This is a genomic window from Pseudomonas sp. NPDC089734, assembly GCF_044748865.1.
In the GTDB taxonomy this organism is placed as follows: domain Bacteria; phylum Pseudomonadota; class Gammaproteobacteria; order Pseudomonadales; family Pseudomonadaceae; genus Aquipseudomonas.
On the sequence record NZ_JBIVGV010000003.1, the window covers coordinates 1 to 23,745 of the forward strand.

The window sequence follows — 23,745 nt, forward strand, 5'->3', positions numbered from 1 at the left end:
GGCCCTGAAAAACAAAACGCCCGATGCGGTGCATCGGGCGTTTTGAGGTCTGTCGGTCTACCTGAACAGGTGTAAACCTATTTCAGGACTAGACAGACACTCGCGATTGGGGCGCTTGCCACTATTTCTCCTGTGTGAGTGATGTCTTTTGACGAGTGATACCTTTTGCATCAATGGACGGTTGACTACCGGGGGCATGTTTGTGAAAGCATGCATGCTCATCGCCCTTCATGTTCAAGGACTCGTACATTGAAACTACTGCCCATTCTGCTTCTGGCTTTATTGCCGCTGACCGCTCAGGCCCTGGAAGTCGGTGATCGTCTGACGCCCTGGACATTGCTCGATCAGTACGACCAGCCCTACACACTGAATAACCAGACTCAGACGCTGCTGGTGGCTCGCAGCATGGATGCGGCCAAGCTGGTCAATGTCGCGCTCAAGGACAAACCCAAGGGCTTTCTGGAGTCACGGCAGACCGTGTTTGTGGCGGATATCCAGAAGATGCCCAGCGTGATTGCCAAGATGTTCGCGATCCCCAAGATGCGTGATTACTCCTACCGCGTCATTCTCGACCGGGATGCGCGTATCGTGCCGCAATATGCCGGCGATGAAGACAAGGTGCTGTGGCTTCAGTTGCGAGACGGGCAACTGGTCAGTCAGCAGCAGTTCAGCAGTGCAGAGCAGTTGCTGACCGCGCTTGAAAGACCATGATCGGCGCACAGGTACTGACAGCCACCAGCATGATGCTGTGCTGGCTGTTGTATGTGCCTGTGTTGTGTTGGGCCGTCTGGCGCTCTCCCTGGGTAGAGCTGTTTACAGACAGCCGTCGTCAGCATCTGCTGTTCGGGACGGTCTTTGCCTTGTTCCTGCTCTGGCTGGTGCGACGTGATTTTGAAACCGGGGTTTCCTATCACTTCATCGGTATGACCGCTGTGACCCTGCTGCTGGACTGGCCCCTGGCGCTGATCGGTGGGTTCGTGGCCCAGTTGGGGTTATTGGCGCTGGGGCGGCAGGATCTGGCAGCGTTGGGTGTCAACGGGCTGTTGTTCATCGGGTTGCCAGTGCTGGTGACAGAGCTCTGCGCGATGCTGGTGGAGCGCGCTCAACCCAGAAGCCCGTTTGTGTATATCTTCTGTTCTGGCTTTCTGGCAGCAGCGCTGTCGGCTTTGCTCTGTCTGCTGCTGGCGCTCGGCGTCTTATCGCTGGAGGGCATTTTCGGGATGCCGTTCTGGCTGAGCGACTATGCCGGTTATCTGTGGTTGCTGATCTTTCCGGAGGCCTTCATCAACGGAATGGTCATCAGTGCGTTGGTGGTGTTCAGCCCTGAGTGGCTGGAGACGTTCAATCGCACCCGCTATCTTTCGGCCCCCTGGAACGACAAGTCCAGCGACGACACCTGATCTCCAGGTGCCGCATACATCGATCAGTGGCCGCGAGGCGGTAGATCGAAATCACCGGAGAACAGATCGTCTTCGGCATCCGGGCTGACGGGAATTGCATGTTCTTCGGAGGCCCAGGCACCCAGGTCGATCAGCTTGCAGCGGTCGGAGCAGAATGGGCGGGCCGGACTGGCTGCGCTCCACTCCACCGGGGCGCCACAGGTCGGGCATTGGACGGTTGTTGGTTGGCTCACGATTGGCCTCCACGCAAGGTAAGAAAAAAGTGATGCAGCCGCTCGACTTCGCTTTTCAGCCAGGCCGGGTCGCGGTCATTGAGCAGCACATTGTCGGCATGACTCAGTCGATCTTCTCGTCGGGCCTGAGCCTTGAGAATGGCCTGAACCTGTTCCGGGCTGGAGCCGTCGCGTTGCAGGGTGCGTTCCATCTGCAGGCTTTCAGGTGCGTCGATCACCAGAATCCGCTGCACCATCTTGTACTGTCCGGATTCGATCAGCAGTGGCGAAACCAGAATCGCGTAAGGCGACGTGGCTCTGGCCAGGTCGCTGACGATTTCCTGATTGATCAGCGGATGCAACAAGGCTTCAAGCCAGCGCCGTTCTTCAGGATGCTCGAAGATCCGGGCACGCAGGGCGCCACGGTCAAGCTCGCCGCTGGCTTGAATCACCTCAGGGCCGAAGTGTTCGGCAATCTGCGTCAGTGCCGGACGACCGGGTTCGACCACCCAACGGGCGACATGGTCGGCGTCCACGGTATGGACGCCCAAGTTGATAAAACACTGGGCTGCTGCACTTTTACCGCTGCCGATGCCGCCTGTCAGGCCAAGAATCCAGGGTTTGAAAGCAGGGTTGATCATTTGAAACCGGCAAACTGCAAATAGGAGTCGGTTATTTGACCACCCCAGAGCAAAGCGATCCACCCCGCAATGGCCAGATAAGGGCCGAAGGGGATCGGAGTGCCTGTTTCGACCTGACGAACGCGCATCAGGATCAGACCCAGAACAGCGCCGACCAGCGAGGACAGCAGGATCGTCAACGGCAGGATATGCCAGCCCCCCCAGGCACCGAGCATCCCCAGCAGCTTGAAGTCGCCATAGCCCATGCCTTCCTTGCCGGTAATCAGCTTGAACAGCCAGAACACCGACCACAGCGCCATGTAACCGGCCACCGCTCCCCACAGTGCATCGCTTAACGAGGTAAACAAACCGAAGGCATTGACGATAAGGCCTAGCCACAGCAAAGGCAGCACCAGTGCATCGGGCAGTAGCTGGTGATCGGCATCGATCAGGCTCATGGCCAGCAGCCCCCAGCTCAGCACCAGCACCGCAGCCGCTTGCCAGCCAAAACCGAAATGCCAGGCGACGTAAGCCGACAGCACACCGCAAGTCAGCTCGACCAGTGGATAGCGTTTGCTGATCGATGCCTTGCAGCTTGAACACTTACCGCCCAGAACCAGATAACTGATGATCGGCAGGTTTTCCCACGGACGAATCCGGTGTGCGCAGTGCGGGCAAGTGGAGTGAGGGAGAATCAGGTTAAAGGTTTCTGGCTTCGGCTCGGCGGGCAGGCCAAGAATTTCACGTGCCTGAATCTTCCAGTCGCGATCCATCATTTTGGGCAGCCGATAGACGACGACGTTAAGGAAGCTTCCGACTAAAAGGCCTAGAACGAAGGTTGAAATAACAAAGGCCAGCACGGAGCTGGCCAGGAAATCGAGGAGGGACATGTCAGACGGCGTTTCCGAGTTGGAAGATAGGCAAATACATGGCAACAACCAGGCTACCAACGATAAGACCGAGCACTGCCATAATTATCGGCTCCATCAGGCTGGTCAGGCTGTCGACCATATTGTCGACTTCATCCTCATAGTAGGTTGCAACCTTGTCGAGCATGGAGTCCAGTGCACCAGACTCTTCACCAATTGCCGTCATTTGAATCGCCAGGCTCGGAAAAACATTCACGGAGCGCATGGAGAAGTTTAACTGCATCCCGGTAGATACATCTTGCTTGATCTTGTTGACCGCGTTCTTGAACACCACATTGCCGGTTGCGCCTGCGACCGAGTCTAGTGCTTCAACCAAGGGAACACCGGCTGCAAATGTTGTGGCAAGAGTCCGTGCATAGCGAGCTACTGAAGATTTGTAAATCAAGGGGCCGATAATCGGAACTCTCAGCAGTAGTCTGTCGATACTGTCGCGGAATGTCTGAGATTGCTTATAGCTGCGTCTGAACATATAGAAGCTGGCTATAAAGACTCCAATAATTGCCAGCCACCAATTCTGTACGACTTCCGAAAGTCCGATAACCATCAGCGTGAAGGTCGGCAGTTCAGCACCCAAACCTGCAAATATGCTCTGGAACTGGGGCACAACCTTGATCAGCAGAATCCCGGTCACAATCACTGCCACAACCATAACCGCAATAGGGTAGGTCATGGCTTTCTTGATCTTGGCTTTGAGGGCTTCCGTCTTTTCCTTATAGGTGGCCACCCTATCCAGCAGGCTTTCAAGCGCACCTGCCTGCTCGCCGGCATCCACCAGGTTGCAGTACAAATCGTCGAAATATTCAGGCTTTTGCCGCAGAGCTGTGGCCAGGTTATTACCTGCTGATACTTCCTGTTTCAGGGAGTCCACCAGAGTGCGCATATTCGGGTTTTCTGCGCCTTCACTGATAATGTCAAATGATTGCAGCAGCGGCACCCCCGCTTTCATCATCGTAGCCATCTGCCTTGAAAAAAAGGCGATATCCAGCGGTTTAATCTTCTTGCCGTTACCGAATATCGACGCAGCCTTTTTGCGGACTTTGGTGGGATTGATACCTTGCTTGCGCAGTTGAGCCTTGATGAGTGCCGGATTATGGCCACTCAGCTCTCCACTCATTTTCGTACCTTTCTTGTCTACGCCTTCCCACGTGTAAACAATGACTTTGACTGCCTTGCTGGCCATGTTTAATCCTTGGTCACACGGTTGACTTCTTCCAGGCTGGTAATGCCTTGCATGGCTTTATGCAGCCCAGAGGTTCGCAAGTCACTGAAACCGTCCTTGCGCATCTGTTTTGAAATCTCCAGTGCATTGCCTTCTTCCATGATGATGCGCTCCAGCTCCGGTGTTTTCTTCACTACCTCGTAAATGCCGACCCGGCCTCTGTAGCCGCCGTTGCAGTGATCACAACCAACCGGCCCATAGATCTTGAACTTGCCGATCTCCGACTCCGGGAAGCCTTCCTTGATCAGTGTCTCCCGTGGAATATCGAGTTCTTTCTTGCAGTGTGGACAGAGCTTGCGTGCCAGGCGCTGGGCAATGATCAGGTTGATGGCTGTGGCAATGTTAAAGGCCGCGACGCCCATATGATGCAGGCGCGTCAGGGTTTCTGCCGCGCTGTTGGTGTGCAGGGTGGACAGCACCATGTGACCGGTCTGTGAAGCTTTGATTGCGATTTCCGCGGTTTCCAGATCACGAATCTCACCCACCATGATCACGTCCGGGTCCTGACGCAGAAAGGCCCGTAGCGCCTGGGAAAAGTCCATGCCCTGGCGTGGGTTGACGTTGACCTGGTTAATGCCTTCCAGGTTGATCTCCACCGGGTCTTCGGCGGTGGAGATATTGATATCCACGGTGTTAAGGATATTCAGGCCGGTGTACAGCGAAACGGTTTTACCCGAACCTGTGGGGCCGGTGACCAGAATCATGCCTTGCGGTTGTTTCAAGGCCTCCAGATACAGCGCTTTCTGTTCCGGTTCATAACCCAGTGCATCGATGCCCATCTGGGCGCTGGTGGGGTCAAGAATCCGCATTACGATCTTTTCACCCCACAGTGTCGGCAGGGTGTTCATCCGGAAGTCGATAGCCTTGTTTTTGGATACGCGCAGTTTGACACGGCCATCCTGAGGTTTGCGCCGCTCCGAGATATCCAGGCTGGCCATGACTTTCAGGCGGGCGGCAATACGGCTCGCCAGATGTATGGGGGGCTTGGCCGCCTCATGCAAAATACCGTCGGTACGAAAGCGGACGCGGAAGACCTTTTCATAAGGCTCGAAGTGTAAGTCCGAGGATCCCATGCGGATGGCGTCCATCAGCATCTTGTTGACGAAGCGAACCACTGGCGCGTCGTCGGCATCGCTTTGTCCGGTAAGCGAAGTTTCTTTTCCTGTATCGACCGGTTCGATATCAAGCCCTAGATCGACATCGGCCATGTCTCCCAAGCCCATGCCAGAGTCAAAAAGCTTTTCTATGGCTTCGCTAAGCTTGTCATCTTCGACCAGAATCGCCTCGGTATTCAGGCCAGTGCTGAACTGGATATCAGTGACGGCTTGGTGGTTGGTGGGGTCCGAGACCCCCACGAACAATTTGTTTCCACGTCGCCATAAAGGCAGGGCATGGTGCTGGCGCACCAGCTTTTCGCTGACGAGTCCTTTGGGCTGGCTTTCTTTATCCAGTGCATTGAGATCGAGAAAGGGGATGCCGAACTGATCGGATGCCAGCTCCGCCAGCACCAGACTTTTTACCAGCTTGTTTTGTACCAGATAGCTGACCAGTGAAATCTTGTCGCGCCGTGCCTGTTGATAAGCCTGCTGCGCAGTTTTTTCAGTGAGAAGCTCGGCAACGACCAATTGCTTGGCCAGGCCGGTGAGGACGACATCAGACATAAAACCACCAGACACAGACAGTGTGAGGTTTATAGCGCAGTCGGGCGGTGCTGCCAAATAGCAGTGCTGGATGTGACAAAAATTGTCAGTTTCTGATGGTTTCTGAAGGTTGAAAGCATGCCCAAGGTTGATTTTGGTCAAACAATTGCTCGGTATTTGTATTTGGCATGGCCTGTGCTTTTGTTCATGCAAGGCACCTAAAATTGACGCCTCGGAGAAGTACATGAAAACAGTACAAAAAGGCTTTACGCTCATCGAGCTCATGATCGTTGTGGCAATCGTCGGTATTCTTGCTGCGGTGGCCATTCCCGCATATCAGGACTACACAATCCGTGCTCAGGTAACAGAGCTTGCGGCGCTCACGGATGGTGCTAAGGTCGCTGTTACTGAAGCTTTCCAAACTTCAGGTGCGCTTCCTGCCGACAACGCTGCTGCGGGATATGGCGGCGCATCAGGCACATACACTGCAAGTGTTGTAATCGCCAACGGTGTGATTACCGCAACGACGCGTAACGCCGCGCCTGTGAACGTTGCCATTCGCGGTCAGACTTTTGTATTGAGTCCTGTAACTGCAGGCACAACTAACGCCACCATCAACTGGACATGTAATACTGGCACCATCATCGCCCAATACCGTCCAGCGAACTGCCGTTGAGTCACTGTCGAAACAGTTAATGTTTCCGGCAGCACAAAAGAAAGCCCGATCATCACTGATCGGGCTTTCTTGTTTCCAGTAGGAGCGAATTCATTCGCGAAGAGGCGGATTGAACCGATCCACCTTTATTGGTCGGAAGAATAAATTCGCGCCTACACTTTCAAGACCTCACCACCCCATCCACCCGCGGTTGCTTGCGAAACCGGCGTTTGACCGTAATCACCACAACCAGCACCAGCAAAACCAACACACCAAAGAAAATGGCGTTGAAGATCGGGAACGGTTGATCACGGTTGTTGGTGAGTTCGATGTCGGTGATGTTGGGGAACATCGACAGGATCTGAATGCGCCAGCCGTAGTAGCGGATCAGAGCCAGTTGCTGGGCGTCGCGTGAGTAGCCCTGGGCTTTGGCCTGGACGTCGGCCGAGTCGAATTTGAAGTACCACGGGAAGCTCCAGCCGGTGTCTTCGTTGCGGTAGACCACCACTTTCTTGGTGTCCGGATCCTCGGTGTTGATGAAGTAGACGTCGCGGGTCGGGCCGTCAGCCGGATTTTCGGCGTTGATCACGCCGTCGGCATCCATCCTTTTGACTTCTACGCCGGTCACCATCACGACGTCATGACGGGGCAGGACGTAGTAGAGGCTGAGCGCGCCGATTCCGAATACCACGAACACCAACAGCCAGATCGACCGTTTTAACCACTTCATGTCATTGTCCCCTTGTGAAAAATGGCGTGACTTTGCCTTAAACCGAACATTTTGAAGCAAAACAGTTATTACAAAATTCGACAAAACTGATTAGAAAGCAGCTTTTTTCTGGAGAGGTCACATGATCTGGTTCCTTGAAGGGCAGTCCAGCCAGCGCGAAGTCATCATGGGCGCGCGTGAGGCCTTGCCTGCATCGGTGCGGATAGTCGCCTCCCATCGCCAGGATCGCCCCGAAATTACCAGTCAGGCGGATATTGCCTTGCAGGAGCCGCGCAACAATGAAGAGCGCATTGGCTGGGTCATCGAAACGGCCAGGCAACTGGGCGTAAACGTCATTCTGGCCGGGCGTGTCGGTAGTTTTTACGAGGCGCATCGCGAACGGTTCGTGGCTGAAGGTTTGGAACTGGTCACCGGAGGTACCAGTTTGCAGACCTTTCTCAATGTAGACGACAAGAGCCGTTTTACGGCCGCCGCCGAGCAGGCCGGTCTGGCGTGTATTCCGGGGATGACCGCGCATAACGCCGAAGAGCTGCTGGCTGCTTATGAAACCCTGTCCAGCACCGGCGAGGTCTGCATCAAGCCGACTGTAGGGATTTTTGGACATGGATTCTGGCGTTTCAAGACCGGTGTCGATGACTTCCGTTGCTTCGCCAACCCCGATGCCCGTGAAACCAGTTTCGAGGCGTACTTCAATGCCTATCGCCAATCGGATGACAGGCCGCCCATGTTGCTCATGCCTTACATGTCGGGCAGCGAGTGCTCGGTGGACATGGTGTGCGAGCAGGGCAAGGCCGTGGCGTTCGTCGGTCGGCGCAAGCAGGGTATGAACCAGACCTTCGAGCGCGACAGCGAGGCCGTTCGGCTGGCGGTGCAGGCGGCCGAGCATTTTGGCTGCGATGGCCTGATCAATGTGCAGACGCGCGACGACGCCAACGGTAAACCGCACTTGCTGGAGATCAATCCGCGCTACTCCGGCGGCATCGGATACACGCGAGAAACCGGCATCAATCTGCCCGGGATTTTCGCGACCCGCAGGCTGGGTCTGAAAGAACCGGAAACACATTGGCTCGATAATATCCGGGTCAAGGCCATTACCGTGGCTGTACTGGCTACGGTTTGATCGTGATAATAGTTTTTTGCTATTGCCTTGCTCTTATCAGGGAGGATCGGGCATGAAAATGCTGGCGCCAGGCGCGAACACGGCTATTGCGAGTGCACATTGTTCCTGGCTTCTGGAGAGCGGCAAGGCTTCGGTATTCGGTGAATACGTGGCGGTAGCGTTGCTGCCGGTCGACGAAAAACGGCAGCCCAAGGGCGATCCGGCATTGCTGCATCGCGAGCAGGACTGGATGGAGTGGAGCGATGGCCCGGAGCGGGTCGGTTGCTCGCTCAAGCTGGACCGCTTGCCTGCTGGCAGTGATCGCGTTCTGGTGATGGTTTACGTCTATGCCGCCACCGGGCCGATTCGGGAGATTTCCAGTTTGCGACTGGTGATCGACAAGGACATCGAAGTCCAGGCCGACCTGCGGGACAACGGTGAGGCTTCGATCGTCATCGGCGAGTTTTACCAGCGTAACGACCAATGGAAGTTTCGGGCGCTGCATGAAGGGTCGGCCTATGGGCTGGCAGCCTTTGGACGCAAGATCGGTCTGGAGGTCGATGATCGTCACCCGCGGCGCAGTTCCATCAACTCGCCGGGTGATCACCATCAATCGGCTACCGGCACGGCGTTTGTGGTCGGGCCTTCTCAGGTGATGACCTGTGCCCATGTCATTGAAGGCATGAGCGTGCTGTACATCAGTTCGCTGGAAGGACGCTTCAAGGTCGAACCGGTGGTGGTGGATCGTCGAAACGATATTGCGCTGCTGCGGGTGCAAGGGGCCGGGCCGCTCAAGCCGGTCACCTTCCGTGACGGTACGGGGGCCGAGCCGGGCGATACGGTGGTGGTACTGGGGTATCCGTTGGCGTCGATTTCCGGTGGTAGCCTGCAGGTGACGCAAGGCGGAATATCCGGCCTGTTCGGTTTGCACAGCGATGCGAGCCTGTTCCAGTTCACGGCTCCGATCCAGCCGGGCTCCAGTGGCAGTCCGCTGTTCGACAACGGCGGTGCGGTCATCGGGATGGTGACCTCGAGTGTGCCGGATGCACAGAACATGAATTTCGCGGTGAAGTCCGCATTGCTGCTGTCCTTTCTGGAGGCGTGTCGTGTGACGGCATCCCATGCCCGCCCGGAACGGACGTACAGCACCACTGAAATTACACGCTCTGCCCAGTCGTCACTCTGGCTTCTCGAAGCCTCTCGAACGTGACAGGTTTTCCTTCTGGGAGACAGGCAGACGCCAGGGGCATTGACCCCGTTAACCAGGAATCTATCGATGGACAGCAGCCCGGCTCTTTCTTCCCCTGTAACGCTTCGTGCCGACCTGTTGCGCGGGCGTCTGGACGTGATGGTCGATGCCTCCACCATTGCCCCTGACGCTCTGTTCGGCTTTGCCGAGCGACGCAATCCCAAGCGTGCATTTCTCTTCGTTTCCCGCGTGCTGGGACGGCATATTCCTGTGCGTCCCGGCGTCATGCTCAAGAGTTTTCAGGACCTTGCACACAAAATCCCCGCTGACCTCCCGGGCCCCGTGCTGGTCATCGGCATGGCCGAGACGGCGGTAGGGCTGGGGGCGGGTGTGCATCGTGCCTACAGCGAATCGCGCCCTGACTCGCTGTATCTGGTCAGCACCCGTCATCCGACCGGTACCGAGCTGTTCGCCCGTTTTGAGGAGGAACACAGCCATGCCAGTGCGCACCTGATCCACCTGCCGACCGACCCGGCCTTGCGCGAGATGATGCTGAGCGCTCGCTCACTGGTGCTGGTCGATGATGAAGCCTCCACCGGCAAGACGTTCATCAACCTCTACCGGGCGCTGGTCGAAGCGGGCCTGAGCAAGGTCGAGCGGGTGGTGACCTGTGTGCTGACCGACTGGTCGGCCGGGGCGGTCAGCTCCTCGATGGGGACCGTGGCCGAACAGGTTTCATTGCTTCAGGGGTCCTATTCCTTCGCTGAAGACCTGTCCGCACCACTGCCGGATATGCCGGAAGTCGGCACGGTGGCCATGGGAGACTGGCCTTTGGCTACAGGCAATGACTGGGGGCGCCTTGGCGTTCGTTCCGTGGCCGATACCCTGGGCCCCGACATTCAGGTCGCCAAAGGTGAACGAGTTCTGGTCGTGGGCACCAGTGAATTCGTCTGGCGTCCTTTCCTGCTGGCCGAACGCCTTGAAAAGGCCGGTGCTGATGTGCATTTCAGTTCCACCAGCCGCTCGCCCATTGCCCTGGGGCATGCCATCGATCATGCCTTGTCGTTCTCCGACAACTACGGCCTGGGCATTCCCAACTTTCTTTACAACGTACGGCCCGGTCAGTTCGATCGCGTGCTGATCTGCACCGAAACCCCTCAGCAGGCCGTGCCTGTGGAGCTGGTCGAGGCGCTGAATGCCGAGGTCATCTGTGATGAGTAATGAGCGCCCGCTGATATTCGTGGATCTGGACGATACCCTGTTCCAGACCGCCCGCAAGATGGCGCCCGGTGCCGAACGACATGTCGCGACAGTCGACATCACCGGCAATGCCAATGGCTACATGACCCCCGTGCAGAAGTCCTTTGCGCACTGGCTGCTGGCTCATTCCGATGTGGTGCCGGTCACGGCGCGTAGCGTTGAGGCTTACAGCCGGGTGAAGCTGCCTTTTAGTGCTGGCGCGATCTGCTCCCATGGCGGGGTCATGCTGGACGTGGCGGGGCGTCTGGACAGCGACTGGAATGCACAGATGAAACAGACCCTGGCTGCCTATCAAGGGCGTCTGCATGAGTTGAGTGCCGCCACCCTGACCATTGGTCAGGAAATGGGCGTTTCACTGCGCAGTTGGGTCGTGGAGGAGGCAAAACTTTTCCATTATGTGGTGACCAAGCACAACGAAAGCGACGACAGCATCCTGACTCGCGTTCAGGCCGAAGTTCAGGCGCGCGGACTGCTTGCAGGCATGCATGTCCACGGCAATGGCAATAATCTGGCTTTCCTGCCCGACGGCCTGGCCAAGCGGTATGCCGTTCAGGAATGGTTGCGTCGCGACAGGGCTGTAAACGGCGAGCGTCCCGTGCTGGGTTTTGGTGACAGCATCACTGATCTGGGTTTCATGGATGAGTGTCACTGGTGGGCAACGCCTGCGCGCAGTCAGCTGGCCCGTCTGTTTGCCGGGGCCGGTCATGAGTAATTTCGCTCACGGATTCGAGACGGTGGGCAGCGGTAGCTATCTTCCTGATGATGTCCAGTTCCTGCTGCGCAGCATCGAGATGGACACCACCGACGTCGAGGAAAAAGAGCGTCTTATCCAGACAAGGCAAAAGCATTATTCGGAAATGATCAGCCTGGAGTCCGCACCCGGCGAGGCTCATCAGGCCTTGTTCGAGCGTGCGCTCCTGCAGAATGGCGTACGAATGGCGAGCGATGTGCAGGCGCTGGCGCTGGCACTCGATCAAGCCTGTAGCGGTGATGAAATCGTTCTGGTGTCGTTCGTGCGTGCCGGGTTGCCCCTGGGTGTCTTGCTGCGCCGCGCCTTGGGCGGACTGGGGCGTGACGCGCATCACTATGGCATCAGCATCATTCGTGATCGTGGAATCGATTCGGTCGCGCTTGAGGCCATCATTCAGGCCCATGGCGCACAGAACATCGTGTTCGTGGATGGCTGGACCGGCAAGGGGGCAATCTCCGGAGAGGTCAGGCGCAGCCTGGCAGGCGATTCGCGTTTTCCCGGCGAGCCGCGACTGGTCGTGCTGGCCGATCCGTGCGGGAGTGCGTGGCTGGCGGCGTCCTCGGAGGATTGGGTCATCCCGTCCGGGATTCTGGGGGCCACGGTGTCGGGGCTGGTGTCGCGTTCCATCTGGCCAGCCGACGGCGGGCTGCACGGTTGCGTCGTTTATGACCACCTGCGGACGCATGATGTGACCCGTTCATTCATCGAGCGGATCGAGCATCAGCGGCAAGGTCTTGGTGCGGTCATTCCGGCTTCTCCCTGGACGCCACAGCAACGGATCGAACTGCAGTCTGGAGCCTTGCAGGTTGTGGATAACCTGGCACGGCGATTCGGGGTGAATAATCTCAACCGCGTGAAGCCCGGCATTGCCGAGGCGACCAGAGCCGTCATGCGTCGGGTTCCCGAGCATGTGCTGGTGCGCAATACCGCCGACAGCGATGTGCAATTACTCATGCACCTGACCGAACGGGCGGGGATTCCAGTCGAAGAGGCTGGAGACGCCCTGGGGCCCTATCGGGCAGTCACCATCATTCGGAGCCTCAGCTAATGGCCATACTCTCGCCTTATGCTCTGGGGGCAACGCTGTACATGCCTGCCACCCGCGACGACATCCTCGATGTGGTCTTCGCCGAAAAGATTCCCGAACTGCGCTCTCTGGTGGTGTGTCTGGAAGATGCCGTGGCGCTGACCGATGTGGAGACTGCGCTGGCCAACCTGCGCAATGTGCTGACCCGTATCCAGGCCCGCGGTGGCCGGCCAGAGCATGGCCCGCTGCTGTTTGTGCGCCCCCGCGATTCGGTCATGGCCGCGATCCTCAATGACTGGCCGTTGATGTCTCACGTTGACGGGTTCGTTGTTCCCAAGCTTTCGCTGCAAAGTCTGACAAGCTGGGAGGGCGCCGTTACCAATCCGGCCCTGGCGCTGATGCCTACACTGGAAACGCCCGAAGTGTTCAACCCCACGGCGATGGTCGAATTGGGGCAGGCACTCAAGGCCAATCTGGGGGAGCGGATCATCGCCTTGCGGATTGGTGGCAATGACCTGATGGGATGTCTGGGGCTGCGTCGCAATCCGGCCATGACGCTGTATGGCACGCCGATGGGGTATGTCATTCCGATGCTCGCGGGTGTCATGGGCGCGCAGGGCTTTGCCTTGACGGCTCCTGTCTTCGAGCAGCTGGCAACGCCCGATATTCTGGAGCAGGAACTGGCGCTGGATATTTCCAATGGGTTGGTCGGCAAGACGGCCATTCATCCGTCGCAGGTCAGCATCATTCAGAATGCGTTGCGCGTCAGTCTGGAAGACATGAATTGTGCACGGATGATTTTGAACTCTGTGGCCCCGGCGGTGTTCAAGTACAACGACGCGATGTGTGAACCGGCCACTCATTACAAATGGGCAACCCATATCATGGAGCGCGCCAAATGGCACGGAGTCCTGCCGACTCCTGCTTCCATCGTGGATGCCAGCATTCGACTCGCTGAGGCAGTTAGCTAGATGATAGAGCCTGATCTTGAAGTGGAAGTGGAACAACGCCTGCTGGCGGTATTCGATTTTGACGGGACACTGACCCGACACGACAGCTTTGTCCCCTTTCTCAAATTTGCATTCGGACAGCGCACATTTTCGGTCCGCATGGCCCGGCTGGTCCTGCCGAGCCTGGGCTACCTGGCCCGGCGGGTCACGCGGGATGAACTCAAGGGACGTCTGATCAAGGCCTTTCTGAGCGGTGTGGACGTGCAATGGCTTCAGGATAAGGCCGAAGCATTCTGCGAGCTGTACTGGGCTCGCCTGATGCGTCCGGCGGCGCTGGAGTCCGTGGCTGCGGAAATCGAGAAGGGCGCCATTGTCACGTTATGTTCAGCATCGCCTGCTATGGTCCTTCAACCGTTCGCAGATCGCCTGAAAGTTGAGCTGATCGGCACCAATCTTGAAGTGATCGACGGCAAACTCACCGGCCTGATCGAAGGCAGCAACTGCCGTTGCGACTCCAAGGTCATGCGTCTGGAAGGTGTTTACGGGCCGCTTTCCCAGTTCCGGGTAAGGGCCTGGGGCGACACGCGAGGGGATCACGAATTGCTCGCTGCTGCGCAGGATGCGCACTGGCGTCTGTTTCATCCGGCATGGCGACGAGGGCGCTACAAAGGCCCTGTTAACGCCAAGTTACACAATCGTGATGGCGTTGATGGCCCATCGCGGTGAGGCTGTAACACTTTTATCCGAACCCTTAGTTCACATGGAGCGAAAAATGGCACTCACCTTGGCAAAGAACCAGACGATCTCGCTTGAGAAAACCGCTGGCACCGGCCTGAAGAAAGTCAGCATGGGCCTGGGATGGGACCCTGAAAAAGCGAGCGGCTTCTTCGGCAAACTGCTGGGTGGCGGTGGCGGGGACATCGATCTGGATGCCTCTTGCATCATGCTCGATGCGGACAAGAAACCTCTCGACCTGGTCTGGTTCCGCCAGTTGCAATCGCGTGACGGTGCCATCCTTCACTCCGGCGACAACCGTACCGGTGAAGGTGCAGGCGATGACGAAACCATCAGCGTCGATCTGGAGAAACTGCCGGCTGCGGTGAAGTACCTGGTGTTCACCGTTAACTCGTTTACCGGCCAGAACTTTGAAAAAGTCGCCAACGCCTATTGCCGCATTGTCGACCTCACGACCCGTAACGAACTGGGGCGTTTCGATCTGTCTGAAAAAGGTCAGCACACCGGTGTGGTGATGTCCTATCTGGCACGTACTTCCAGCGGCTGGGACTTCACGGCTGTCGGTCAGGCCACCAATGGCCGTACTGCAGACGATCTGGTCGACCTCGCCATTGGAGCGGTACGCGCATGACCCAACTTGTCCCAGGCGCCAATGCGCCAGTAGCTGCTGGCCCATTGACGGTCGACGTCAGCTATTCCCCTCTAGCGGGCGCGGACATCGATGTCTCCGCGTTCCTGTTGACCGGTTCAGGCAAGGTCCGCGGTGACCAGGACATGTGTTTCTACGGCCAGAAAAGCGTGAATGGCGGCGCGGTCCAGCTGACGGAAACGTCGGCGGGCCGTGCGGTGTTCAGCCTTGATCCGGGTCGTCTGGATGCCGCCGTCGAGAAGGTTGCATTGACGGCGACCATCTATGAAAACAAGGCCAGCTTCGACAGTGTGTCGCGTCTGGTCCTGAACATTTCCGGCGGGATCGAAGCGGCCATTCCAACGTCCGGCATGAAAGAAACGGCATTGATTCTGGGTGAGTTCTACCTGCGTCAGGGCGCGTGGAAATTCCGTTGTGTCGCCCAGGGCTTTGCCGGTGGCCTGGAGCCTCTGGCGAAGAACTTCGGTGTTGAAGTCGCGGCCCCGGAGGCCCAGCCTCCTGCACCTGCACCTGCACCTGCACCTGCACCTGCACCTGCACCTGCGGCCAAATCCACGGTCAGCCTGAGCAAGATCACACTGGACAAGACGCGTGCGTCCGTCAGCCTTGAAAAGACCAGTGCCGGCTTCGGCGAAATCCGGGTCAACCTGAACTGGAACCGTCGCAGCGAAAGCAAGGGCGGTGGCTTCTTCTCGATGAAGAAGAGCAATGCGATCGACCTTGATGTAGGCTGCCTGTTCGAGTTGCAGGACGGCTACAAAGGGGCTGTCCAGGCCTTGGGCGATTCGTTCGGGTCGCTCAACACCGAGCCGTTCATCAAGTTGATGGGCGATGACCGTACAGGTTCTGTCAGCGACGGAGAGTGGCTGCATATCAACGGCGCTCACTGGAGCAAGATTCGCCGCATCCTGGTTTATGCATTCATTTATGAAGGTGCGCCGAACTGGAAGGAGACCGATGGCGTCGTCACCATTCATGCGCCCGGCCAGCCGCCTATCGAGGTTCGTCTCAACGAAGAAGGTGGGCGTCAGGGCATGTGCGCAATCGCACTGCTGGAAAACGACAACGGTGCCGTCAAGGTCACTCGCCGCGTGGACTTCCACAATGGCCACAGCCACATGGACAAGGCCTACGGCTGGGGCATGCGCTGGGCTGCGGGTTCCAAGTAAACAACACGATTGATTTGTCCGGGGTGGCGATGCCGCCCCATAGGGGATTGAAATGCTGGACTGGTTGAAAACAAACGCAACAGCCGCGCGCGACAAGCTTGCTTCCGAAGTCTCGAAGTTCAAGAATCGCGAGTTCATGGACGCGGTGGTTTCAGGCTGTGCCCTGGTATCCGCAGCCGATGGCGATATCAGCTCCAGTGAAAAGCAGAAAATGGCGGGTTTCATCCAGAACTCTCAGGAACTGAAAGTTTTTGACATGAAAGACGTTATTCAGGCATTTCAGGATGCCTGTGCCAAATTCGAGTTCGATGTCGAGATTGGCCGTGCCGAAGCACTGAAAACCATCGGCAAGATCAAGAAGAAAGAAGACGCTGCCCGTTTGCTGGTACGTGTCTGCTGTGCCATCGGTGGCGCAGATGGAAGCTTTGACGAGAGCGAACGGGCCGTCTGCCGTTCGATCTGCAAAGAGCTTGGCCTGAACCCGTCCGATTTTGACCTGTAATTTTACCCCTGAGGAACGCAGTTAAATGGAAAGCACCGCTCTAGGCTTCCCTCCACTTACCATGGCCGTATTCGTTGGCCTGGCCATTACGGCCATGGCCATCGATATGTTTTCTCACCGGGGAAACAAGCCGATCACATTGGCTCAGGCATCGGCCTGGTCGATTTTCTGGGTAGCCATTTCCCTGGCATTTGCCGGCTTCCTGTACGTCCAGCACGGCTCGGAAGTCGCCACGCTGTTCGTGACCGGTTATGCACTGGAAAAAGTCCTGAGCGTCGATAACCTCTTCGTGTTCATGGCCCTGTTCGCCTGGTTCAAGATCCCTGATGGCCTGCGCCACCGCGTTCTGTACTGGGGCATCATTGGTGCCATCGTATTCCGCGGCATTTTCGTCGCCATTGGTACCGGCCTTCTGGCGCTGGGCCCGTGGGTCGAAGTGGTGTTCGCGATTATCGTGGCCTGGACGGCGATCATGATGCTCAAGGCGGGCGATGACGACGACGAGGAAATCGACTACTCCCAGCACATGGCGTATCGCTTTGCCAAGAAACTGTTCCCTGTGTGGCCAAAACTGCACGGCAGCCATTTCTTCGTGAAACGTTCGGTCCTGGAAGAGGAAGTCAAGAAGCCCGAGAACAGCGGCATCGTACTGGCAGCCAAAGGCGCGCTGTTTGCGACTCCTCTGTTCCTGTGTCTGGTCGTGGCTGAAATCTCCGACGTACTGTTCGCGTTCGACTCCGTACCGGCCATCATCGCCGTGAGCCGTGAGCCGCTGATCGTGTTCTCGGCCATGCTGTTCGCGATTCTGGGTCTGCGTACCCTGTACTTCGTGCTTGAGGCGCTGAAACGCTACCTGGTTCACCTGGAGAAAGCAGTGATTGCATTGCTGTTCTTCATCGCTATCAAGCTGGGCCTGAACGCCACTGACCACCTGTTCCATCACGGATACAGCATCAGCGCCAACACCAGCCTGCTGGTGGTGATGGTGGTGTTGGTCATCGGTATTGTCGCTAGCCTGATCTTCCCCGGAAAGGACGACTCGGCTGAAGAAAAAGCGTAAACACTGGAAAAAGGAGATAAACGAATCATGGCTTTGACTCTGCAAAAAGGTGGCAACCTTTCGCTGTCCAAAACCGACCCGACCTTGACCAATGTATTGATCGGCCTGGGCTGGGACCCTCGCGCCACTGACGGCCAGGAGTTCGACCTGGACGCCAGCGCATTCCTGCTGGGCGCTAACGGTAAAGTCCGTAGCGAAGCCGATTTCATTTTCTACAACCAGCTCAAAAGCGCTGATGGCTCGGTGGAGCATGCCGGTGACAACCGTACCGGCGCTGGCGATGGTGACGATGAAGTGGTGAAGGTCGACCTGACCCGCGTTCCTGCCGACGTCGAGAAAATCGTATTCGTCGTGACCATTCACGAAGCCGACAGCCGCAAGCAGAACTTCGGTCAGGTAGGCGGTTCTTTCATCCGCGTGGTGAATGAAAAGTCCAGCACTGAAATCGTTCGTTACGATCTTGCCGAGGATGCTTCCACCGAAACTGCGATGATCTTCGCCGAGCTGTATCGCAACAACGGTGAGTGGAAGTTCCGCGCTGTAGGCCAGGGCTATGCCGGTGGCCTGAAAGCTGTGGCCAACGCTCACGGTATGAATTTCTGATTCATACCCCCACCACTTTTCAAGAAGGATTACGCACATGGCTGTAAGTCTGAGTAAGGGCGGTAACGTTTCCCTGTCCAAAGAGGCTCCGGGCCTGACCGAAGTCACCATCGGTCTGGGCTGGGACCCTCGTGTCACCGACGGTACCGAATTCGACCTGGATGCTTCTGTTTTCATCGTGGGCGAGAACGGCAAGGTTCTGGATGACAGCGGCTTCATCTTCTACAACAACAAGAAGTCGGCCGACGGTTCGGTCGAGCACCTGGGCGACAACCGTTCCGGCGCTGGCGACGGCGACGACGAGTCCGTTCTGGTCAAGCTGCCGGGTCTGGCGGCTGCGGTCAAAAAGCTGGTGTTCGGTGTCACCATTCACTCGGCTGACGAGCGCAAGCAAAGCTTCGGTCAGGTGGCCAACGCTTACATCCGCGTTCTGAACAAGGCGGATGGCAAGGAAATCGCTCGCTACGACCTGTCGGAAGATGCCTCGACCGAAACCGCGATGATCTTCGGTGAGCTGTATCGTCATGGCGACGAGTTCAAGTTCAAGGCCATCGGCCAGGGCTTTGCTGGCGGCCTGAAGCCTCTGGCAGAAGCACACGGCGTATCGATCGGCTAAACCCGGTCCGCGTCTAAAAAACCGCCAGTGATGGCGGTTTTTTTATGAGCATCCCGTAGGAGCGAATTCATTCGCGATACGTCATTGAAGGCAATGGATTTTCTTCTGCTTCACGAGCTTCTCGCGAATGAATTCGCTCCTACAGGGGGCACTCAGCGCTCGCTTCTTGCTACGCCAGCGGGGCTCGCAGCCAGCATGCGCCCGGCCAGGCGTGAGAAGGGCAGGCTTTGCAGCCATACCGTGCCAGGTCCTTTCAGGGTGGCGAAGAACACGCCTTCACCCCCGAACAGCATGGACTTGATACCACCGACCATACGAATGTCGTAATCGACGCTTTGAGTCATGGCCGCCAGGCAACCGGTATCCACGTCCAGAGATTCGCCCGCCGCCAGTTCGATCTTGCGAACGGTGCCGCCCATATGAATAAACACCCAGCCGTCGCCTTCGAGTTTTTGCAGGACAAAACCCTCTCCACCAAACAGGCCGGTAAGGATTTTCTTCTGGAACTGGATGCCGATGGAGACACCCTTGGCGCCAGCCAGAAAGCTGTCCTTCTGACAGATCAGTCTGCCACCGAAGTCGCGCAGGTGCAGAGGCAGAATGGTGCCGGGGTAGGGGGCCGCGAATGCAACACGCCCCTTGCCGGAGCCTTGTTGCGAGAACACCGTTGTGAACAGGCTTTCCCCGGTCAGCAGACGCTTGCCTGCGCCGAAGAGCGAGCCCAGAAGCCCTGACGACTGCTGGCTGCCATCCCCAAAGATGGTTTCCATCTGTACGTCGCAGGTCTTGTACATCATCGAGCCGGCCTCGGCCACGGCACTTTCGCCACGGTCCAGCTCAAGTTCGACGAACTGGGTTTCGTTGCCATACAGCTTGAAGTCCACGCCATCAGTGGTCTGAGCCGAGCCAAAGCCGCTTGAGGTATTGGAATCGGGGGTGAACGAAGGCCGTCGAATGCTCGGAGCCGGAGCCGGAGCCGGAGCCGGAGCCGGAGCCGCGTGCGCAGGCAAGGCCGACGGCCGGGGCTGAATCATGTCGGGTGTCGGCTCAGGAAATGGCGTGACACCGTCCTTTTTCATGGCCCGGACTTCCTGTACCTGATAGATCGGCTGCCAGTCCGGCATGCCTTGCTTCCAGCACCAGGCACCCGGTGCTTCACGGGCAATGAGACGAGCCGCCGCAGCGTCCAGGGGGCCAAGTTGCTTGCCCGCATTCACTACAAACCATTGTTCCAAGATGACGACTCCTCTGTAGAGAGCGATGGGGCAATCAAAGGCTCAAGCGCATGGACAGGTCTACGGCCTTCACATCCTTGGTCATCGCGCCGATCGATATGTAGTCCACGCCGGTTTCGGCAATCACTCGCAGGGTGTCGTCATTGATGCCGCCACTGGCTTCAAGTTTGGCACGGCCTGCCGTCAGGTGAACGGCCTGACGCATGTCATCGAGGCTCAGTTCGTCGAGCATGATGATGTCTGCACCGGCGTCGAGTGCCTGCTGGAGTTCGTGCAGGCTTTCGACTTCGACTTCAACCGGTTTGCCGGGGGCGATCCGGTGTGCCGCGACAACCGCCTGGGCAATGCCTCCACAGGCCGCAATATGGTTTTCCTTGATCAGGAAGGCGTCGTACAGGCCGATGCGGTGGTTGTGGCAGCCGCCGCAGGTCACGGCGTATTTCTGCGCCAGACGCAGGCCGGGCAGGGTCTTGCGTGTGTCGAGCAACTTGACCTGAGTGCCGCTGACAATGTCCGCAAAATACTGGGCGCGAGTGGCAATGCCAGACAGCAGTTGAAGGAAGTTGAGGGCACTGCGCTCGCCCGTCAGGAGAGAGCGGGCCGGGCCTTCCAGATGAAACAGCGCCTGATTGGGGCTTACCCGGTCGCCATCGGCGACTTGCCAGTGGACGGCGACACGAGGATCGAGCTGGCGGAACACCGTATCGACCCAGGCCGTACCGGCAATCACCGCCGCATCGCGAGAAATGATCGTGGCCTTGGCCAGCCGCTCGGCAGGGATCAATTGGGCGGTGATATCGCCGCTGCCGATGTCCTCAAGCAATGCGCGACGCACATTGGCTTCTATTTCGGCTGTCAGGTCGGCGAGTCGTAAATTCGGCATAGCGGGCTCCACTAACAAAGTCGGACGAGTATAAGGCACGTCACCTCTGTAACCCACCTGTGCCACGCATGGCTTTTCATGGGTGCTGTTGGTCGGTTTTGTAAATTCCTTTGCGATATATCACGATTGGCGTTGTCTATCGCTGCACACTCCCATTGGTGTATTGAGTCTGTTACAGGACGAAATACTTTGCTGGCGTTCAAGACAAGTTTTGAAAGATAATCCGACTTGTATTTGACGTCATAGCTTTGACGTTGCGCAAAGACCAAGGGGATCGCTTCACAGGCGAAGGTTGCAAGCCGCGTTTGTGATGGGATTTAAGCCGTTTCCTGTCAGGGGGTTTGATGCAAAGCGACGAAAACGTTGTGTCATTGAGCAAGGGGCTCCCTGCGCAAGGTACAGGTACGCCTCTGGCTCGCCTGCCCGTCGTGTTGTTGCAAGTGCGTGACAAGGCTGCACAACAGCTCAAGGATGCGCTGCAGGCATTGTTCGACAATGCTGACGACACCCTGTTTGAAATGGCCGACCGGGCCTTGAGCAATAGCGAACAGAACACCTTTTTCGAGGCCATGCGCGATCTGCGCCTCAAGCGCAAAAGCATCGAGCGCGGCTTTCTCGACAAGTTCTACGAATCGTTCCTGGCCCTTGGCCAATATCAGATCAACGAGCCTGTGCTGTCGGCGTCCGTCTCCTTTGACAAGCTGGCGCTGGTGCCCCACGACGAGCTGGAAAAGACCGTGGCCGTCGATGCGATGGTTGCGAAGGTCATCAGTCGCGATGGTGTGGCCTTGAGCCAGTTGACGGCACGTCTGAACGAGCTGATTCCTCAGGCCATTACGGACGAGGCCAACCCCATGGGGCCGGCCAGGCTTTGCCATTTCTTTCTTCAGGCCGGTCGCAGTCTCGGGGTCGAGATCAAGGTCAAGTTGATCATTCTCAAGCTGTTTGAGAAGTACATCCTGGCCACGACCGATCACCTGTACTGCGAAGCCAACCAGTTGTTGATCGCTACCGGCATCCTGCCGGAAATGAAAGCCTTGCCTGCCCGGCGCTCGTCCGATCGTGCCGCGCCCAAAAAGGCGCGTCCGAGCGAGCTGTCTGACCCGGCTCTGGCCGAGGCGGCCGACAAGCTCGACAAAGGTGTGCTGGAAGTGTTTTCGGCGCTGCAGGAGTTGCTGCTTCATGTTCGTGGCAATCTGGCTCCGCGCCATGAACCCAACGCCGAAGTCCGGCCCATTTCCAGCAAGGATCTGCTGCGCCTGCTGTCACATTTGCAGCAGTACGTGCCGACATCGGATACCCCGGAAGATTTCGACCTGCGCAATCAGCTGGAGCAGCTGCTGACCCGCGTCAGCGTCAAGAGCGGCAAGTCCCGTAGTGTCGGGGCGGGCGATGAAGATGTGATCAATCTGATTGCGATGCTCTTCGAGTTCATTCTCGATGACCGCAACCTGCCGCACTCGCTTCGGGCGCTGATCGGGCGCCTGCAGATCCCGATGCTGAAAGTGGCCGTGATCGACAAGAGCTTTTTCAGTCGCGGCAGCCATCCGGCCCGTCGCTTGCTCAACGAGATTGCGACAGCCGCATTGGGCTGGGGCGGACGTGACGATTATCAGCGCGACTCGCTCTACATGCGTGTCGATCAGATCGTGCAGCGCCTGCTCAACGACTTTGTCGACGACCCGGCGATCTTTTCCGAGCTGCTGGCCGATTTCCTGGCATTCACCAGTGACGAGCGTCGACGCAGCGAATTGCTTGAGCAGCGTACCCGCGATGCCGAAGAAGGCCGGACCCGTGCAGAGCTGGCGCGCCAGCAGGTGCAGCATGAGCTGAATCAGCGGCTGCTGGGCAAGACATTGCCGGAGGTCGTGGTGCGGCTGCTGCAACAGGCCTGGAGCAAGGTGCTGCTATTAACGTGCCTCAAGCATGGCGAAGGCTCGAGCGAATGGCAGGCCGGCTTGCAGGCCATGGACGATCTGATCTGGAGTGTCGAGCTGCACGAAGACACCGAGTCCCGGCAAAAACTGCTCGAACTGGTGCCGGGCCTGCTCAAGTCACTGCGCGAAGGGCTGGCCAGCGCGGCTTTCGATCCGTTCGCCACCAGTGAATTCTTCAGCCAGCTTGAAGTGCTACATGTTCAGGCTTTCCAGCATTTCTCGCGCCTTCAGGATACTCAGGGTGACGACCTGCAGAGCCCGGAAGCCGTGACGGAGAGCGAACCGGTCGAAGGCCCGGCCATGATGGTGGTGGTCGAGGAAATCGTGCTGACCTCACCGGACGAACCGTTGAGCAATGAGGCGGTCCTGCAATTGCCCAATGACGATGCCGGGCTGCAGATGGTCGACAAACTGCGCGTAGGAAGCTGGGTCGAGATTCAGGAAGATGAAGAGCACAAGCTGCGCTGCAAGCTCACCGCGATCGTGGAGCCGACCGGGCGTTATGTGTTCGTCAATCGCACCGGCATGAAGGTGCTGGAAAAGTCCCGTATGGGGCTGGCCATCGAGCTGCGTCGTGGCACCATTCGCCTGCTCGACGACGCCCTGTTGTTCGACCGTGCGCTGGCTTCGGTGATCAGCAGCCTGCGCAAGCTCAAGGGCGCCTGACAAGAACGA

General features: G+C 57.7%; 25 protein-coding genes. 17 read left to right on the forward strand and 8 right to left on the reverse strand.

Features of this window, described 5'->3' with window-relative positions; translation table 11 throughout:
• The first annotated feature begins 249 nt into the window (after positions 1 to 249).
• Together ACIPY9_RS04740 and ACIPY9_RS04745 are read left to right on the forward strand one after the other, a co-directional pair.
• On the forward strand, positions 250 to 711 hold the full coding sequence (locus ACIPY9_RS04740; RefSeq protein WP_400697437.1) for a hypothetical protein: 462 nt from the start codon (positions 250 to 252) through the stop codon (positions 709 to 711).
• The gene (locus ACIPY9_RS04745; protein WP_400697439.1) at positions 708 to 1,400 is read left to right on the forward strand and encodes an energy-coupling factor ABC transporter permease; all 693 of its coding nucleotides are present in this window, start codon (positions 708 to 710) and stop codon (positions 1,398 to 1,400) included. The genes ACIPY9_RS04740 and ACIPY9_RS04745 overlap by 4 nt, the downstream gene beginning before the upstream one ends.
• A gap of 23 nt (positions 1,401 to 1,423) precedes the next feature.
• Here the strand turns inward: ACIPY9_RS04745 and yacG are convergent, their stop codons facing one another.
• The 5 genes from yacG to pilB are packed head-to-tail and all read right to left on the reverse strand — an operon-like array spanning position 1,424 to position 6,041.
• On the reverse strand, positions 1,424 to 1,633 hold the full coding sequence (gene yacG, locus ACIPY9_RS04750) for a DNA gyrase inhibitor YacG (RefSeq protein WP_400697441.1): 210 nt from the start codon (positions 1,631 to 1,633) through the stop codon (positions 1,424 to 1,426).
• Complete coding sequence (gene coaE, locus ACIPY9_RS04755) at positions 1,630 to 2,253, reverse strand: dephospho-CoA kinase (protein ID WP_400697443.1); 624 nt, start codon at positions 2,251 to 2,253, stop codon at positions 1,630 to 1,632. Before coaE ends, yacG begins: the two co-directional genes overlap by 4 nt.
• Positions 2,250 to 3,122, reverse strand: a complete 873-nt coding sequence (locus tag ACIPY9_RS04760; RefSeq protein ID WP_400697445.1) for a prepilin peptidase — start codon at positions 3,120 to 3,122, stop codon at positions 2,250 to 2,252. The genes coaE and ACIPY9_RS04760 overlap by 4 nt, the downstream gene beginning before the upstream one ends.
• 1 nt (position 3,123) lies before the next feature.
• A complete protein-coding gene (locus ACIPY9_RS04765; protein WP_400697447.1) occupies positions 3,124 to 4,341 on the reverse strand; it encodes a type II secretion system F family protein in 1,218 nt (405 codons plus the stop codon).
• Between the two features lie 2 nt (positions 4,342 to 4,343).
• Positions 4,344 to 6,041, reverse strand: a complete 1,698-nt coding sequence (gene pilB, locus ACIPY9_RS04770; protein WP_400698290.1) for a type IV-A pilus assembly ATPase PilB — start codon at positions 6,039 to 6,041, stop codon at positions 4,344 to 4,346.
• Between the two features lie 223 nt (positions 6,042 to 6,264).
• On the opposite strand from pilB, the gene ACIPY9_RS04775 reads away from it, so the two are divergent.
• Positions 6,265 to 6,696: a pilin gene (locus ACIPY9_RS04775; protein WP_400697450.1), complete on the forward strand. Its 432-nt coding sequence runs from the start codon at positions 6,265 to 6,267 to the stop codon at positions 6,694 to 6,696.
• Between the two features lie 160 nt (positions 6,697 to 6,856).
• Here the strand turns inward: ACIPY9_RS04775 and ACIPY9_RS04780 are convergent, their stop codons facing one another.
• Positions 6,857 to 7,405 (reverse strand): DUF1523 family protein, encoded by a 549-nt coding sequence (locus ACIPY9_RS04780; protein ID WP_400697452.1) that lies wholly within the window; start codon positions 7,403 to 7,405, stop codon positions 6,857 to 6,859.
• A gap of 121 nt (positions 7,406 to 7,526) precedes the next feature.
• Here ACIPY9_RS04780 and ACIPY9_RS04785 point away from each other — a divergent pair, with 121 nt between their 5' ends.
• The 13 genes from ACIPY9_RS04785 to ACIPY9_RS04845 all read left to right on the forward strand — a co-directional run bounded on the left by ACIPY9_RS04785 (position 7,527) and on the right by ACIPY9_RS04845 (position 19,015).
• Positions 7,527 to 8,525, forward strand: coding sequence for an ATP-grasp domain-containing protein (locus ACIPY9_RS04785; protein ID WP_400697455.1), 999 nt, complete (start codon positions 7,527 to 7,529; stop codon positions 8,523 to 8,525).
• Between the two features lie 52 nt (positions 8,526 to 8,577).
• Complete coding sequence (locus ACIPY9_RS04790) at positions 8,578 to 9,714, forward strand: trypsin-like peptidase domain-containing protein (protein WP_400697458.1); 1,137 nt, start codon at positions 8,578 to 8,580, stop codon at positions 9,712 to 9,714.
• Between the two features lie 66 nt (positions 9,715 to 9,780).
• Positions 9,781 to 10,914 carry a phosphoribosyltransferase domain-containing protein gene (locus tag ACIPY9_RS04795; protein WP_400697460.1) on the forward strand — a complete coding sequence of 378 codons (1,134 nt, stop codon included), beginning with the start codon at positions 9,781 to 9,783 and terminating at the stop codon, positions 10,912 to 10,914.
• Positions 10,907 to 11,665, forward strand: coding sequence for a trehalose phosphatase (locus tag ACIPY9_RS04800; protein ID WP_400697463.1), 759 nt, complete (start codon positions 10,907 to 10,909; stop codon positions 11,663 to 11,665). The genes ACIPY9_RS04795 and ACIPY9_RS04800 overlap by 8 nt, the downstream gene beginning before the upstream one ends.
• Complete coding sequence (locus ACIPY9_RS04805; RefSeq protein ID WP_400697466.1) at positions 11,658 to 12,752, forward strand: cysteine protease StiP family protein; 1,095 nt, start codon at positions 11,658 to 11,660, stop codon at positions 12,750 to 12,752. The genes ACIPY9_RS04800 and ACIPY9_RS04805 overlap by 8 nt, the downstream gene beginning before the upstream one ends.
• Complete coding sequence (locus tag ACIPY9_RS04810) at positions 12,752 to 13,702, forward strand: HpcH/HpaI aldolase/citrate lyase family protein (protein WP_400697467.1); 951 nt, start codon at positions 12,752 to 12,754, stop codon at positions 13,700 to 13,702. Before ACIPY9_RS04805 ends, ACIPY9_RS04810 begins: the two co-directional genes overlap by 1 nt.
• Positions 13,703 to 14,407 (forward strand): HAD-IB family hydrolase, encoded by a 705-nt coding sequence (locus tag ACIPY9_RS04815; protein WP_400697470.1) that lies wholly within the window; start codon positions 13,703 to 13,705, stop codon positions 14,405 to 14,407.
• 46 nt (positions 14,408 to 14,453) lie between these two features.
• Positions 14,454 to 15,047: a TerD family protein gene (locus tag ACIPY9_RS04820; protein ID WP_400697472.1), complete on the forward strand. Its 594-nt coding sequence runs from the start codon at positions 14,454 to 14,456 to the stop codon at positions 15,045 to 15,047.
• Positions 15,044 to 16,234, forward strand: coding sequence for a TerD family protein (locus tag ACIPY9_RS04825; RefSeq protein WP_400697475.1), 1,191 nt, complete (start codon positions 15,044 to 15,046; stop codon positions 16,232 to 16,234). The genes ACIPY9_RS04820 and ACIPY9_RS04825 overlap by 4 nt, the downstream gene beginning before the upstream one ends.
• Before the next feature lie 52 nt (positions 16,235 to 16,286).
• Complete coding sequence (locus tag ACIPY9_RS04830; RefSeq protein ID WP_400697477.1) at positions 16,287 to 16,736, forward strand: tellurite resistance TerB family protein; 450 nt, start codon at positions 16,287 to 16,289, stop codon at positions 16,734 to 16,736.
• Between the two features lie 25 nt (positions 16,737 to 16,761).
• Positions 16,762 to 17,796, forward strand: coding sequence for a TerC/Alx family metal homeostasis membrane protein (locus tag ACIPY9_RS04835; protein WP_400697480.1), 1,035 nt, complete (start codon positions 16,762 to 16,764; stop codon positions 17,794 to 17,796).
• Positions 17,797 to 17,823: 27 nt separating this feature from the next.
• Positions 17,824 to 18,399 (forward strand): TerD family protein, encoded by a 576-nt coding sequence (locus tag ACIPY9_RS04840; RefSeq protein WP_400697483.1) that lies wholly within the window; start codon positions 17,824 to 17,826, stop codon positions 18,397 to 18,399.
• Positions 18,400 to 18,436: 37 nt separating this feature from the next.
• Positions 18,437 to 19,015 carry a TerD family protein gene (locus tag ACIPY9_RS04845; RefSeq protein ID WP_400697486.1) on the forward strand — a complete coding sequence of 193 codons (579 nt, stop codon included), beginning with the start codon at positions 18,437 to 18,439 and terminating at the stop codon, positions 19,013 to 19,015.
• A 152-nt stretch (positions 19,016 to 19,167) separates the two neighbouring features.
• On the opposite strand, the gene ACIPY9_RS04850 is transcribed toward ACIPY9_RS04845, so the two are convergent.
• Positions 19,168 to 20,250 (reverse strand): TIGR00266 family protein, encoded by a 1,083-nt coding sequence (locus ACIPY9_RS04850; protein ID WP_400697489.1) that lies wholly within the window; start codon positions 20,248 to 20,250, stop codon positions 19,168 to 19,170.
• A gap of 34 nt (positions 20,251 to 20,284) precedes the next feature.
• Positions 20,285 to 21,133 (reverse strand): carboxylating nicotinate-nucleotide diphosphorylase, encoded by an 849-nt coding sequence (nadC, locus tag ACIPY9_RS04855; protein ID WP_400697491.1) that lies wholly within the window; start codon positions 21,131 to 21,133, stop codon positions 20,285 to 20,287.
• Between the two features lie 344 nt (positions 21,134 to 21,477).
• On the opposite strand from nadC, the gene ACIPY9_RS04860 reads away from it, so the two are divergent.
• Entirely contained in the window at positions 21,478 to 23,736 is a 2,259-nt protein-coding gene (locus tag ACIPY9_RS04860; RefSeq protein WP_400697494.1) for a DUF1631 domain-containing protein, read from the forward strand.
• Positions 23,737 to 23,745: the final 9 nt, after the last annotated feature.